We start from the raw sequence: 13,207 nt of genomic DNA, 5'->3' as shown, positions 1-13,207 counted from the left end.
CCGGAAATCCCCAAGGCGGGCTGTTCGGCCGGCCGGATCGAGTGTCGAGGTGCCGGGCCAACCGTCTGCGGCGGATTCGGGTCGGCCTTGGATTCTACCGGCCGCTTTCAACCTCACGCGTGAAGTCGAGGATCTCGTTCGCGACGCGCTGCGGGTCGTCGAACATGGGATTGTGGCCGCAGTCTTCGAGCACCGTGCAGGCGTCCAGACCGAGCACGTCGAGCAGCGGTTGACCGAAGTCGTCGAACGGCAGGATGCGATCCCTGGCGCCCCAGACGACGCGGAGCGGCACCTTGTTGTCGGCCGGCAGGGGCTGCAGCGGTTCGAGCTTCTCGTCGAGGAACTCTTCGAGGATCGTCATTTTCGAAAATCGGGCGAAATGCTCTCGGGCGTCCTCGACCTCCATGCGATCGCCGTGCTGCATTTCCCTGGCCAGCGCCAGTCTGCGCAGGGGCGTGAAATTCACCGCGAGCTTCATGACGGGCGCGAGATACGGCAGCAACCTGAGCGCCGACCTGCCGTCGCGCACGAATTTCTCGATCACCGCCGGATCGCGCCAGGCGCCGGCCGAGCACAGTCCCAGCGCGGAGCGCGCGAGGCCGAAGCGGGCCATTTCAAACACCATCCAGCCACCCAGCGACTGACCGGCGAAGTGGGCATCGCCGATACCGCGTTCGCGCAGTTGTTCGGCAAGCGCGCGGGCGATGCTCAGCGGGCTGGCGCGTTCCTTCAGCGGCAGTCCGCCGACGTGGCCCGGCAGCGTCGGCGCGATGACGCGATGATGCTTTTCCAGCAGCGGCAGGACCGGTTTCCAGATGCGCCACGACACGGTGAAGCCATGCACCAGCACCAACGGTGTACCACTGCCCGCTTCATACCATTCGGGGTCCTGCATGATCGTCATCGCCATTTCTCCTTAAATTTTGTGTTCCCGGATTTCCATGACGGACCGCAGGCATCCGGACCGTCCGGACCGGTCCCGTCGTCATGCCGGCCATCGCACGACGTACAGCTTCAATCCTCGAGCATCCACTCGTGCGCCGGATCGTTCCGGAAATGCCATTGCCGCCGCGGGCCGGCCATGACATTGAGGTAGTAGCCGTCGTAGCCGTGCGGCATCACGACCGGGTGGTATCCGCGTGGCACCATCACCACGTCGTGATCCTCCACGCTCATGGTCTCGTCCAGCTCGCGATCGTCGGTATAGACGCGCTGGAATGCGAAACCCTGCGGCGGATTGATCCGGTGGTAGTAGGTTTCCTCGAGCACGCTCTCTTCGGGAATCAGGTCCCGATCGTGCTTGTGCGGCGGATAGCTCGACGAATGGCCGGCCGGCGTGCGCACCTCGACCACCAGCAGGCTGTCGGCCGCCGCGGTCTGCGGCAGGATGTCGCAGATGTAGCGGGTATTGCTGCCCTTGCCGCGTACCGAACGTGTCATGTCGTCGGGGCCGATCAGGCGCGGCCCGCGTGCGCTGCCCCGGCCGGGCGCACTGGCAATCGCCAGCTCGGCATGGCCATGCGCGCCGACTGTCACCGACAGGCCGGGCGGTACATACACGGCATGCGGCGGCACGTCGTCGAACACGCTGTCGCGCCGGCCGACTTCAGACCAGGCTGCGGCGCCGGCCGCGATGTCCAGCCTGCCCTGCAGCACGACCAGACACCGCTCGCGGTCGCTGGCCGCGAACGTCATGCGCTCGCCGGGCTCGAAACGGAACGCCGCGAAACCGACGTGCTGCCACTTCGCCGACGCCGGCGTGACTTCGACGATCTTCCGGCCGCTGCGCGCGGCCTTGACGAGAAGGCTCATGACGATGCTCCGCTCAGCGGTAGAACGCCGGCGCGGCGGGCAGCGAGATCGGCGTCACCGCGCCGCTTGTCTGCGCGGCAACGCAGGCATCGGCCGCCACCGCCGCGCAATAGCCGGACCAGGCATCCGGACCACGCAGGACACCCGCACGGACGCCATCGATGAAGTCCTGCAGCTCGACGTCGTAGGCGCCGATGAAACGTTCCTTCCAGTCCATGAGGATGGCCTCCGAGCGTGCTGCCTCGCTGCGCAGCGGCACGGCGGACGGCTCCGGCAGTCTGGCGATGCCGAGCTCGCCGATCACTTCGCACTGAACGTCGTAGCCGTACTGGCAGTTGACGAAGATTTCCACGTCGATGCGCGTTCCCCTCGCCGTCTCCAGCAGCACGATCTGCGGATCGCGCAGGTGCTCGAGCGCCTTGCCAGACTTGCGCGGATAGAGCACCTGCGCCGAGACATAGTCGTCGTCCAGCATCCAGCGCAGCACATGCAGCTCGTGGATCAGCGTGTCGGTAATGGCCATGTCGGTCGTGTAGTTCTTGCCGACGCGCGGATTGCGGTGTGCGCAATGCAGCATCAGGGGCTCGCCGATCCGGCCGCTGTCCAGCGTCGCCTTGAGCGCCCGATAACCGGCGTCGTACGGGCGCATGAAGCCGACCTGGACGAGACGCCTGCCGTGTTTCATCTCGGCCTCGACGATGCGTCGGCAGGCCTCGGCGGTAGTGGCGAGCGGCTTTTCGCAGAACACCGGTTTTCCCGCGGCGATCGTCGCGAGCACGAACGCCTCGTGCGTGGCACCCCAGGACGTCACGATCACGGCATCGACATCATCCGACCGGATCAGCGCATGCGGGTCATCGAAGATCCTCGCATCGGCGGCGTACCGCGCTACCGCGCTACCGGCATTGTCGGGGTTGATGTCGTTGACGGCCGTGATGCGGCTGCCGGACAGCGTCTGCATGCAACGCCGGATGTGGTCCTGGCCGATCGCGCCGGCACCGATGACGCCGAGCTTGAGTGTCATGGAATGTCGATGCTCATGGACTGATGGATGGCTCAATAAGGCCGGGCGCGGCGCAGCTGCGTCTGCATGCGCGCATGCGCTTCGGCGGTCCGCTGACTGCCGGAGGTCTCGGCGACGCCGCAACGCCACCACGACGCGTACCCGTGCACCATGGTCTTGGGCAGCACCTTGATGTCGATCAGCGTCGACACCGTCTGCATCGCCGCATCGGCGAGCGCGTCGCGCAGTTCGTCGACACTCGTGACGCGATAGGTCTTGCAGCCGTAGGCCGCGGCACCGGCGGCGTAATCGATCGGCATGTAGGCACCATCGAGCTGTCCTCCGCGTTCGTCGCGAAAGCGGAACTCGGTGCCGAAACTGTCCATGCCGTTGCCGATCTGCAGATTGTTGATGCAGCCGAAGCCCATGTTGTCGAACAGCAGCACGTTGATCTTCCTGCGTTCCTGAATCGACGTGACCAGCTCGGAATGCAGCATCTGGTAGGAGCCGTCGCCGACCAGCGCGAAGACCTCGCGCGCCGGCTGCGCGAGCTTCACGCCGAGCGCTGCGTTGATCTCGTAACCCATGCAGGAATATCCGTATTCGACGTGATAAGTCTCGCTGCACCTGCTGCGCCAGATTCGCTGCAGATCGCCCGGCAGACTGCCGGCCGCCGCGACGATGACCGCATCAGCCGGCAGGAGCCGATTGAGCACGCCCAGTACCTGGCTTTGCGCGAGCCGCGAACCGGTCAGCCGGCTGTAGTCCTCGAGTGCGGCACGATCGAGTCCGTCGTCGACTTCCGGCACGAAATCCGCGCCGCCGTACTCGATCGCGTGGACACGATCGATCTCGGCGGCCATGCGGGTCTGCGCCTGCGCTGGAACATCACCCCATTCGTTGCGGTATCCGGTGGCTGCCAGCGCAGCATGCAGCGCTTCGAGCGCGAGCTTCGCGTCGGCGACCAGCGGCACGCCGTCGAGCTTGCCGGCATCGAAGCTGCTGACATTGAGGTTGATGAAGCGCACGTCCGGGTTCTGGAACAGCCACTTCGAACTGGTCGTGAAATCGCTGTAGCGCGTACCGACGCCGATCACGACATCGGCCTGCTTCGCAATCTCGTTGGCGGCGGGCCCGCCGGTTTCGCCGATGCCGCCGAGATTCAGCGGGTGGGCCGACACCAGCGCACTCTTGCCGGCCTGGGTCTCCGCGAACGGAATGGCGAAACGCTCGGCGAATTCCTGCAGCGCCTCGGCGGCGTCCGAGTAGCGCACACCGCCGCCGCAGATCAGCAGCGGTCTGTTCTTCGAACGCAGCAGCGCGACCGCTTCGTCGATCGCCGCGGGCACCGGGATGCGCCGATCGAGACGATGCACGCGTCTGGCGAAGAAATAGTCCGGATAGTCCCAGCTCTCGGCCTGCACGTCCTGCGGCAGGCACAACGTGACCGCACCGGTTCCGGCAGGATCGGTCAGCACGCGCATCGCGTTGATCACGGCGCTCATGATCTGCTCGGGCCGGGTGATGCGATCCCAGTATCGGCTGACCGGGCGAAACGCGTCGTTGGTGCTGATCGACAGATTGTGTGGCTGCTCGATCTGCTGCAGCACCGGATCGGGTTGCCGCGAGGCGTAGACATCGCCCGGCAGCAACAGAACGGGAATGCGATTGGCAGTCGCGGTGGCCGCCGCCGTCACCATGTTCGCCGCGCCGGGGCCGACCGACGATGTGCAGGCATAGATCTGGCGCCGCCGCATCTGCTTGGCGTAGCCGATGGCGGCGTGCGCCATGCCCTGCTCGTTGCGACCCTGATGCACGATCAGGCCGCCCGGGTCCTGCTGCAGGGCCTGGCCGATGCCCAGCACATTGCCGTGCCCGAAGATCGTGAACACGCCCTTGATCAGGCGGCTCTCGACACCGTCCACGGACAGATACTGCGCATCCATGAACTTCACCAGCGCTTGCGCCATCGTCAGGCGGATCGTGCTCGTCATGTCGCGTCCCTCAGCTCGAGGCAATCCGGGCCCGCGCCGCATGCAGCAGGCGCTGCACGGTGTCGAAGCCCTTCCTGGCGTAAAGGTAGCTCGGCGCGACCGCGGGATCCTGCTCCGCTTCGACCACCAGCCAGCCGCGGTAGTCGTGACGGATCAGAACCTCCAGCATTGCCGCGAAATCGAGGTCGCCGTCGCCGGGCACGGTGAAGGCGCCGTTGACGATGCAATCCGGAAAGCTCCACTGCGCGTTTCTCGCCATTGCCGCCACGTCGCGCCGCACGTCCTTGAAATGCACGTGCGCGACCCGATCGATGTGCCGGCTGAGCACCGTGAGCGGGTCGCCGCCGCCCAGACAGCAATGCCCCGAATCAAACAGCAGGCCGACGTCATCAGTCGTCAGCGCCATCAGGCGATCGATATCAGCCGGTGATTCGATGTAAGCGCCCATGTGGTGGTGATAGCAGAGCTTGACGCCCTGCGAGGCCGTGTAGGCGGCCAGGCGGTCGAGCTTTCCTGCATAGGTTCGCCACGCCGCGTCGGTGTGAAACCGCGGTCGTTGCAGAAGCGGAACGCGCTTGCCCTGGATGGCATTCGCCACTTCACCGTAGACGAGCCGGTCGGCGCCGTTGTCCGCCATCTTGCGGACGTGGGATGCAATCGCCGCGATCTCGTCTTCTGCGCTGCGCGTGGCCAGCTCGCCGGAGTACCAGCCGGAGACGAGTTGCAGGCCGTGTTCGGCGAGCACGCGACCGACGCCGGCCGAATCCGGCGGAAATTTGCCGTTGAGTTCGAAGCCGCGATAGCCGATGCGCGCACCCTCGCTCAAGGCCGTCGCCAACGGCGTCTCGCCGCCGAGTGCCGGCAGATCGTCGTTGCTCCAGGAAATCGGATTGATGCCGATCCTGATCGCGTCGTCGTGCGTGATGGTCGGCATCGGCTCAGCTCCGCGCGGCCTGCAGCCAGGCGTGGATCAGCGACTCGAACGCATTGCGAATGCGGGCCGTCAGTGTCGCGTCGTCGATCTGCCCTGCCAGCCACGCGCGGCTCGGCTCCTGGAAGATGCTGCGGCCGACCGCGAAGCCCTTGCACACGGGAATTCCGCTTGCGTCGGCGAAGCCCTGCCCGAGTTCGTCGAGCGGCGCGTTGCGTCCCAGCAACACGACGCCCCGGCAGCAAGGGTCCCGCGCCTGAATCAGGGCATCGATCTGCTGCCAGACTTCGCGCGTCTGCGACTCCAGCTTCCACCAGTCCGGATGGATGCCGAGGTTGTAGAACCGCTTGATCGCGCGCAGCAGCACGTTCTCGTCGGTCGAGGCTTCGATCTTCGGCGGAATCAGCTCGATCAGCAGTTCATGGCCGCTGCCCTGCGTCGCCTCGTACAGTGCCTTGATCTGCGCTTCCTGCTCCAGTCTCAGCAGCGGCGGATCGTCCGGGTGGTATTGCACCAGGCACTTGACGATGTGCTCGCGCGGCCATTGCAGCAGCGCACTGCCGATCGAGCGGCCGGTTTCGAACAGCAGTGGCCGCGAAAACTGCATTTCCACCGGGCGTCCGATCCACCAGCCGCGCCCGGTGACGGCGTTGAGCACGTCCAGACCGTGGCTGTCGTCGGCGAGGATGCCGACATCGCCGGCCTGTCCCTGCTCTCTCAGCGACGCCTGCGTCTGGCGCACGGCGTCGACGAACAGGCGCTTGAGTTGCGGAACGCGCTCGATATCGCAGCCGGCCTGCTGCGCAAGCTCGAAGAACTGCTGGCGATGATCGAACGCGAAAATGAACAGCGGTCCCCATGCTTTGCGACCGACGCCGGCACGGTGCAGGCGATTGAGATGCGGGTCCTGATCGGGACGGACAATGGCCTGCTTGCTGCCGAGAAAATAATCGAGTTCCGCCGGTGTCGGCATCGCCGGTGCGCAGCCATGGCGCGACACGACGAGCGCGCCACAGGCATTGCCGAGTTCGCAGCAGCGCGTCTCGGATTCGCCGCGCAACCAGCCGCTCAGGAAGCCGGCCATGAACGCGTCGCCGGCACCGAGCACATTCAGGACCTCGACGCGCCGGCCGCTGTGCTTCGGCACGCTCGACAGGCTCGCCGGAATCTCGCCGCGCAACACCATGCAGCCTTGTGCCCCCAGCTTCACGACCAGCACCGCGTCGGTGTGCCGACGGACGTTCGCCAGAGACTGCGCGAGGTCCGCATTGCCGCCGGCGATCGCGAACTCTTCCTCGGTACCGACGATCAGATCGAAGTGCGGCAGGATGCTCTGCAGATGACGGCTGACTTCCGCACTGGCGATGAAACGCGTCTCGCCGTCGGCCTTGCCGGTGAGACCCCAGAGCACCGGCCGGTAATCGATATCGAGAATGCGCTGCACGCCGTGTCGCGCAGCGTATTCCAGTGCCCGCATGCTGGCGGCGTAGACACCTGCCGCCGAAAAGTGCGTGCCGGTGATCAGCAGCGCGTGGCTCGACGCGACATAGGCCTCGTCGATGTCGTCGGCCGTCAGCGCCATGTCGGCGCAATTCTCGCGATAGAACAGCAGTGGAAACGTGCTGCGATCCTTGATGCCGAGCAGTACCAGCGCGGTCAGCCGCTCGGCGTCCACCGCGATGCCGCGGGTATCGCAACCCTCCTTGCGCAGGGTTTCGACCAGGAATCGCCCCATGTGGTCGTCACCGACCCGGCTGAGCATCGCGGACCGAAGGCCCAGACGCGCACTGCCGAACGCGACGTTCGCCGACGAACCACCGAGATACTTGGCGAAGCTGTCGACGTCTTCCAGCCGCGCACCGAGCTGCTGCGCATAGAGATCGACCGCCAGCCGACCGAGGCAGATGAGATCCAGCGCACGCGCGTCGGTTGCAGGAGAAACGGAATCCGTCATTGCCGACTCGTTCCTACTTGCCGACCAGCGTGACTTCGAACGAATACAGGTCCGGACGATAGGCGTGATGACCGAACTCGACGGCGTGGCCATCGCTGTCGAAGGCAACGCGCTCCATCGTCAGCACCGCGGAACGACGCTCGACGTCGAGTATCCGCGATTCCTCCGCGGTCGCGATTCGTGCCCCGATGCGCTGTCTGGCGACACGCATGTCGACGCCGCGCGCACCGAGCAGCTGATACAGACCGAAGCGTTCGAGATCGCTGCGGCTGATGTCCGCGAACGCCGACGGCAGGACGTTCTCGAGGATTGCGAGCGGCACCTCGTCGGCCAGTCGCAGACGACGGATATGCAGGACCGGCGCGCCGACCGGTACGCCGAGATGGCCGGCGATCGCCTCGTCGGCGCGGCCGTGGCGATGATCGAGCACGCGCGTACTTGGTGCGCGCGCCGCCGAGCGCAGATCCTCATGCAGCGAGGTCAGTTCCAGCTTGCGCGTCACGCCGCCGCGCACGACCTGGGTGCCGATGCCGCGACGCCGGACCAGCAATCCCTTGTCGACCAGCGCCTGTATCGCCTGACGGATCGTCGGCCGCGAAAGTCGCAGGCGTCCGGCAAGCGCGATCTCGTTGTCGATGCGCGCGCCGCGCGGTACGCGTCCATCGACGATCGCTGCTTCGATGCAGTTCGCGACCTGGTGATAGAGCGGTACCGGCCCGGCTCTATCGACGCTCAGAAACAACGCGGTCGGCAAGGCATACTCGGCCACTGCTTCGGCCACCGCTGCGGTTTTGGCTGATGTCGGCAAACTCAGGCTCCTGCTGATGCGGCGCGCGCGCTGGCAGCGAGCAGGCCGGCGATGTCGCCCCACAGGGGCTGCGGCAATTCATGTCCCATGCCCGGGAATATCCGGAGCGTCGAGCCGGGAATCAAGCGATGCAGTTCGGTCGATGCGGCGGGATCGACCAACTGGTCGCCATCGCCGGCGATGATCGTGCAGGCCAGGCGGATGCTGCGCGCGTTGTCGTCGAGGTCGTCCTGTGCCAACACCGCCTGCATCTGCCGCTCGCCGCCGCTCGCATCCCAGCCACGATCCCAGATCCGGCCGCCGAGTTCGGTGAGCCACGCCAGGTCCTGCGGATATCCCGGCGACGCGCAGATGGCTTCGCCTTCAAGATAGTAGGCGGCGTACGCCTCGCGCGTGGTGGGCGGCTTGCGCGCCTCGCGCGCGGCAATTGCATCGATGCCACGCGCATGGCGCTTGGACGTCGCGGTGTAGATCAGACCGAGCGAGCGCAGTCGCTGCGGGTGTCGCTGCCAGAGCAGCTGGGCGACGATGCCGCCCATCGACTGGCCGACGATGTGCGCCGATTCCATCGCCAGGGCATCAAGCAGCGCGGCCGTGTCATCGGCGAGCGCCGCCAGCGTGTAGCCGCCCTGCGGATAACGCTGCGACTGTCCGACGTCGCGATTGTCGAAGCGGATCACGTACAGCCCTTCCCGCGCGAGCCGTTCGCAGAAGCCCGGACGCCAGCCGATCATCTGCGCGCCCAGCCCCTGGATCAGGACCATGGGCGGCAGTCGCGGATCGCCGAACGCGTCCCAGGCGATGCGAGCCCCAGACGCCGTGCTTGCAATACTCATGTTCTAGCGAACCTTGCGAATGAAGAGTGCGGTGACGCCGGCCACGGCTGCGCAGCATGCACCGAACAGGTACAGGGCGTTGTAGCCGCCGGCATGATCGATCAACGCGCCGGCCAGCGCTGCGGACATGATCTGCGGCAGACCGGTCGCGACGGCGAGGATGCCGAAGTCGCGCCCGACCCGCTTCGGGTCCGGCAGCACCAGCGACATCACGGCGAGATCGACCGCGAAATAGATGCCGATGAAGGCGCCCGCCAATGCCGAGTAGATGATCATCCCGTTCCAGTCCGGACTGAGGATGGGCACGAACATCGTCGCGCCGAGCCCGACGGCGGAAATGCCGACGAACAGCTTGCGCCGGTCGATGCGGTCGGCGAGCCAGCCGCAGAACGCGGCAATGCCGACCCAGGCCAGCACGCTGATCGACAGCAGGGTGCTGACCGCGACCGGCACGTTGCGATCCGGTATCTGATCGATGCCGATGTGATCGCTGAGCGTGTAGTACAGATAGCCGCTGACGGTGAAGTACGACAGGCACAGCAGAAAGCGGCTGGCGAAGGCCAGCGCGAAATCGCGCGAACGAAACGCGTCGAAGAATCCGAGCAGGTGGCGATCCGGCCTCGCCGTTTCCGGCACGCCGACTGCAGCCGTTCGCGACGACGCCTCCGGCGCCAGCAGCACCAGCGCCAGGCTGGCGGCAACCAGCAACACTGCAAGTGCGATGTAGCTGGTGCCGGCGCCGACATGACTCGCGGTGTTGACGCCAATGAGCGCGCCCAGCGGTGTGCCCAGACCGATGACCGCGGACGCGAGGCCACGCCGGTCCTCGGGAACGCGGTCCGGCAGGATCGCGACGAGCGCACCCTGGTACATGTTCAGGATCAGCCACAGCGACGCGTACGCGAGACCCAGCGTGATCAGATCGTTTCCGTCGCTCATCAGCATCATCAGCACGGCGGACAGACCCGACAGGGCGACAATCCACGGCGTGCGTTTGCCGAAGCGCGTACGCGTACGGTCGGACAGGGCGCCACCGAGCGGAATACCGATCATCGACGCGAGCGCGGCCAGTGTGGTCAGTACCGCGAGTGTGGCGACCTTCCCCGCCGGGTCCAGTGCCTCGATCCGCCCGGGCACCAGAACCTGCTGGATGCCGTTGAAGCCGGCGGTCATGGCGGCAGCCGCGCACAACATGCCGATCATCAGCCGGACCAGACCCTGCGCACCGCGCGCAAGCCTTGCCTGCCGGGGTCTGGCAGACAGATCAGCGACCGATGCGTCGGTGTCGATCGACGGATTCAATGTTCCTCCCACGCCGCCCGGAATTGCCGTGGCGACACTTTGTCCTGACATACTTACAAATACGCATGACGATTTCAACAGCGGGCAAGAGCGCGTGCTGCAAGCTGCCTGCGCTCCCGCTCATGTCGCTCAGAACGAGCCACCGAAACGCAGGATGAAAGTGCGTGGCTGGATATAAGCGACATCGCGCGAGACCGGGGTGATCAGCCCCTGCGAGACGCTCGTCACGACGGCACGCTTGTCCATGATGTTGTTCACGGTCAGCGTGATTTCCGGGAACCACGTCCAGCTCCTGCTCAGCAGGTCGAGCTGCGCGTCGAGCTGCTGGTAGTTGAAGATCGGCATCTGTTCGGCGATGTCGTTGACCGTCTTGCCGATATAGGAGTGCGTGACCGAACTCGACAGCAGCCAGTTGCCGATTTCCAGCGGCAGGCTCAGCGTCGTCGAGGTCTGCCAGCGCGGTGCGTATGGCCAGTCGTCACCCGGCATCGACACTTCGCCCGATCCGCTCTGGAAGGCCTTCGTCGTCACGGTCTTCGCATAGCTGGCGTTCGCACTCAACTGCAGGCGGAACGGGGTGATCCATTGCAGTGCGAAATCGGCCCCCTTGCTTTCGACACCGCCGACGTTGTCGAGGTAGACGATGTTCAAGGTGCTGTCGTGCTGCTGCAGCTGCGGATTCTTCCAGTCGATGTAGAAGCCGGTGAGGTCGACGCTCAGGGTGCGATCGAACCACTGCGTGCGCACGCCGCCTTCGTAATTCCAGATCGTGTCCGACTTGAAGGTGTGCGGCGCCTGCGTGCTGGAAGTGGGCAGCGTGATGCCCGGCTGCAGACCGCCGACGCGGAAGCCCTTCGACACGGCCACGTAGCTCAGGATGTCGTCGGTAATGTGCCAGCTCAGCGATGCCTGCGGATTGAAGCCGGTGTCCTTGATACCGCCCTTGTCGGTGTATTCGAGGCTGCCGTTGAGTGCCGCGAAAACAAGGCCGCGCTGCAGATTCGTGCCGAACGAGCGGGTCTTGTACAGGCGTCCGCCCAGGGTCAGCTCCCAGGAATCGCCCAGTTCGCGCGTGACGCTGCCGAACAGCGCGAGCTCCTCGACCTTGACCTTCGGATTGAGGTTGATCAGATGGACGCCGTCGCCGTCGACCAGCGAATCCAGCGGCGGCAGCACCGCGTCGAGCAGCTCGAACAGCCCCGGCGGGATGATGTCGGCATTCCCCGCGAACAGATCGACGACATTGTCGATCTTTTGCCGCGACCCGAACACGCCGCCGATCCAGCGCCAGCGCGAGTCCGTGTCGTCGGGCGACACCAGACGCAGTTCCTGACTCCAGGTATCCGAGTTGCCGCCACCCTGGACGCCGAGCAACCCGACCGGCGACGACGGCAGCAAGGTGCGTGTGTTGCCGAGGAAGGTATGCGAATCCTTGCCGACCCAGTCGGTTTCCGAAACCAGTCGTGCCCAATCGAACGTGCGCTCGATGTTGACGCCGGCCAGTCGATAGGACTTGTCCGTCGGGCTGGTGCGCGGACGGTCCCGGGTCGTCAGCTCGCCGTCGAGGTTGTCGGTCAGCGGCTCGTCCCGGATCGAGGTGTCCTGCAGTCCGTAGATCAACGAGACGTTCCACAGTTCGTCAGGCTGCCACTCGACCATCGTGCGCAGGCCTTTCTGCCTGGTGCGATTTGCATCGTCGATGCCCGCGCTGAGGTTGTCGATCCAGCCGGGCGACGCGCGGTCGAAACCGACGATGCGTACCGCCAGTGTGTCGCCGATCGGCAGGTTGACCGCCGCGCCGTACGTCACGCCGTCGGCACCGTGTTCGACGTTCTCGTATTGCGCGAAGTACTTCGCCGAGAACATGCCGAGCATCGCCGGCTCCGGGACATAGCGGACCGCGCCGTTCAAGGCACCGGCGCCGAACAGCGTGCCCTGTGGCCCCTTCAGGACCTCCACCGTCTTGAGATCGAAAGGCTGCGGGTCCAGCGAGACCACCGGCAGATAGGCATCGGTAAACGAGACGTTGCCGAACAGCGTGCCGGTCGTCGCATTGGTGTTGTTTGCGGCGGAGATGCCACGAATGGTCACGCGCTGCACGCCGTTCTCGGTGGCGACGTTCAGGCCCGGCACACGCCGCGCGATGTCGTCGATGCCCGCGGCACCGCTGCGCTCCAGCTCGTCGCCTTTGAGCACCGCGATACTTGCCGGAATCTCCCTGAGCGACTGCTCGCGCTTGGTCGCCGTGACTATGATCTCCTCGATCTTCGCACCAGGCTGCGCGTCGGCCGAGACCGGCACGGAGTCCGGCGTCTGCGGGACCGGAAGCGTCGGCAGGATTTCGCCGGCATCGACGTCCGTGATCGTCGCCGATGTGCCGGTGTCTGGCGCCGCGTTTGCGCTCGGGTCTGCCGACGACTGCAATGCCGGTGCGCCCTGCCGAGCCTGATCGGTGCCAGCCCCCTGTGCCTGCGCGGCAATCGGTGCGGTCGCGGCCAGCAGCAGCAGCAGTGCTGCGGACATTTCTGTTTTCATCGACAAATCTCTCCTCGACGTCCGGCAATTGC

10 protein-coding genes are annotated in these 13,207 nt (G+C 65.7%); all 10 read right to left on the bottom strand.

Annotation, left to right across the window (positions count from 1 at the left end):
• Positions 1–94: 94 nt before the first annotated feature.
• The gene (locus tag G7Y85_RS00680; RefSeq protein ID WP_166250692.1) at positions 95–904 is read right to left on the bottom strand and encodes an alpha/beta fold hydrolase; all 810 of its coding nucleotides are present in this window, start codon (positions 902–904) and stop codon (positions 95–97) included.
• 110 nt (positions 905–1,014) lie between these two features.
• Positions 1,015–1,812 (bottom strand): 5-deoxy-glucuronate isomerase, encoded by a 798-nt coding sequence (iolB, locus tag G7Y85_RS00675; protein WP_166250691.1) that lies wholly within the window; start codon positions 1,810–1,812, stop codon positions 1,015–1,017.
• Positions 1,813–1,825: 13 nt separating this feature from the next.
• On the bottom strand, positions 1,826–2,836 hold the full coding sequence (locus G7Y85_RS00670; protein WP_166250690.1) for a Gfo/Idh/MocA family protein: 1,011 nt from the start codon (positions 2,834–2,836) through the stop codon (positions 1,826–1,828).
• A 32-nt stretch (positions 2,837–2,868) separates the two neighbouring features.
• Positions 2,869–4,809 (bottom strand): 3D-(3,5/4)-trihydroxycyclohexane-1,2-dione acylhydrolase (decyclizing), encoded by a 1,941-nt coding sequence (iolD, locus tag G7Y85_RS00665; protein WP_166250689.1) that lies wholly within the window; start codon positions 4,807–4,809, stop codon positions 2,869–2,871.
• 10 nt (positions 4,810–4,819) lie between these two features.
• Entirely contained in the window at positions 4,820–5,743 is a 924-nt protein-coding gene (gene iolE, locus G7Y85_RS00660; protein ID WP_166250688.1) for a myo-inosose-2 dehydratase, read from the bottom strand.
• A gap of 4 nt (positions 5,744–5,747) precedes the next feature.
• Complete coding sequence (locus G7Y85_RS00655) at positions 5,748–7,694, bottom strand: bifunctional 5-dehydro-2-deoxygluconokinase/5-dehydro-2-deoxyphosphogluconate aldolase (RefSeq protein ID WP_166250687.1); 1,947 nt, start codon at positions 7,692–7,694, stop codon at positions 5,748–5,750.
• 13 nt (positions 7,695–7,707) lie between these two features.
• On the bottom strand, positions 7,708–8,502 hold the full coding sequence (locus G7Y85_RS00650) for a GntR family transcriptional regulator (protein WP_277817104.1): 795 nt from the start codon (positions 8,500–8,502) through the stop codon (positions 7,708–7,710).
• Positions 8,503–8,504: 2 nt separating this feature from the next.
• Positions 8,505–9,338 carry an alpha/beta fold hydrolase gene (locus G7Y85_RS00645; RefSeq protein WP_166250686.1) on the bottom strand — a complete coding sequence of 278 codons (834 nt, stop codon included), beginning with the start codon at positions 9,336–9,338 and terminating at the stop codon, positions 8,505–8,507.
• Between the two features lie 3 nt (positions 9,339–9,341).
• The gene (locus G7Y85_RS00640) at positions 9,342–10,640 is read right to left on the bottom strand and encodes an MFS transporter (protein ID WP_206675450.1); all 1,299 of its coding nucleotides are present in this window, start codon (positions 10,638–10,640) and stop codon (positions 9,342–9,344) included.
• Between the two features lie 129 nt (positions 10,641–10,769).
• Positions 10,770–13,175: a TonB-dependent receptor gene (locus tag G7Y85_RS00635; RefSeq protein ID WP_166250685.1), complete on the bottom strand. Its 2,406-nt coding sequence runs from the start codon at positions 13,173–13,175 to the stop codon at positions 10,770–10,772.
• Between the last annotated feature and the right edge of the window lie 32 nt (positions 13,176–13,207).

Source organism: Solimonas terrae (genome assembly GCF_011067135.1).
GTDB lineage: Bacteria > Pseudomonadota > Gammaproteobacteria > Nevskiales > Nevskiaceae > Solimonas > Solimonas terrae.
This window is presented reverse-complemented; position numbering and strand designations above follow the sequence as displayed.

What these genes read in the sequence shown, in the direction of transcription:
- G7Y85_RS00680 (WP_166250692.1), bottom strand. Translation starts at nt 904, where the DNA reads ATGACGATCATGCAGGACCCCGAATGGTATGAAGCGGGCAGTGGTACA.
- iolB (WP_166250691.1), bottom strand. Translation starts at nt 1,812, where the DNA reads ATGAGCCTTCTCGTCAAGGCCGCGCGCAGCGGCCGGAAGATCGTCGAA.
- G7Y85_RS00670 (WP_166250690.1), bottom strand. Translation starts at nt 2,836, where the DNA reads ATGACACTCAAGCTCGGCGTCATCGGTGCCGGCGCGATCGGCCAGGAC.
- iolD (WP_166250689.1), bottom strand. Translation starts at nt 4,809, where the DNA reads ATGACGAGCACGATCCGCCTGACGATGGCGCAAGCGCTGGTGAAGTTC.
- iolE (WP_166250688.1), bottom strand. Translation starts at nt 5,743, where the DNA reads ATGCCGACCATCACGCACGACGACGCGATCAGGATCGGCATCAATCCG.
- G7Y85_RS00655 (WP_166250687.1), bottom strand. Translation starts at nt 7,694, where the DNA reads ATGACGGATTCCGTTTCTCCTGCAACCGACGCGCGTGCGCTGGATCTC.
- G7Y85_RS00645 (WP_166250686.1), bottom strand. Translation starts at nt 9,338, where the DNA reads ATGAGTATTGCAAGCACGGCGTCTGGGGCTCGCATCGCCTGGGACGCG.
- G7Y85_RS00635 (WP_166250685.1), bottom strand. Translation starts at nt 13,175, where the DNA reads ATGAAAACAGAAATGTCCGCAGCACTGCTGCTGCTGCTGGCCGCGACC.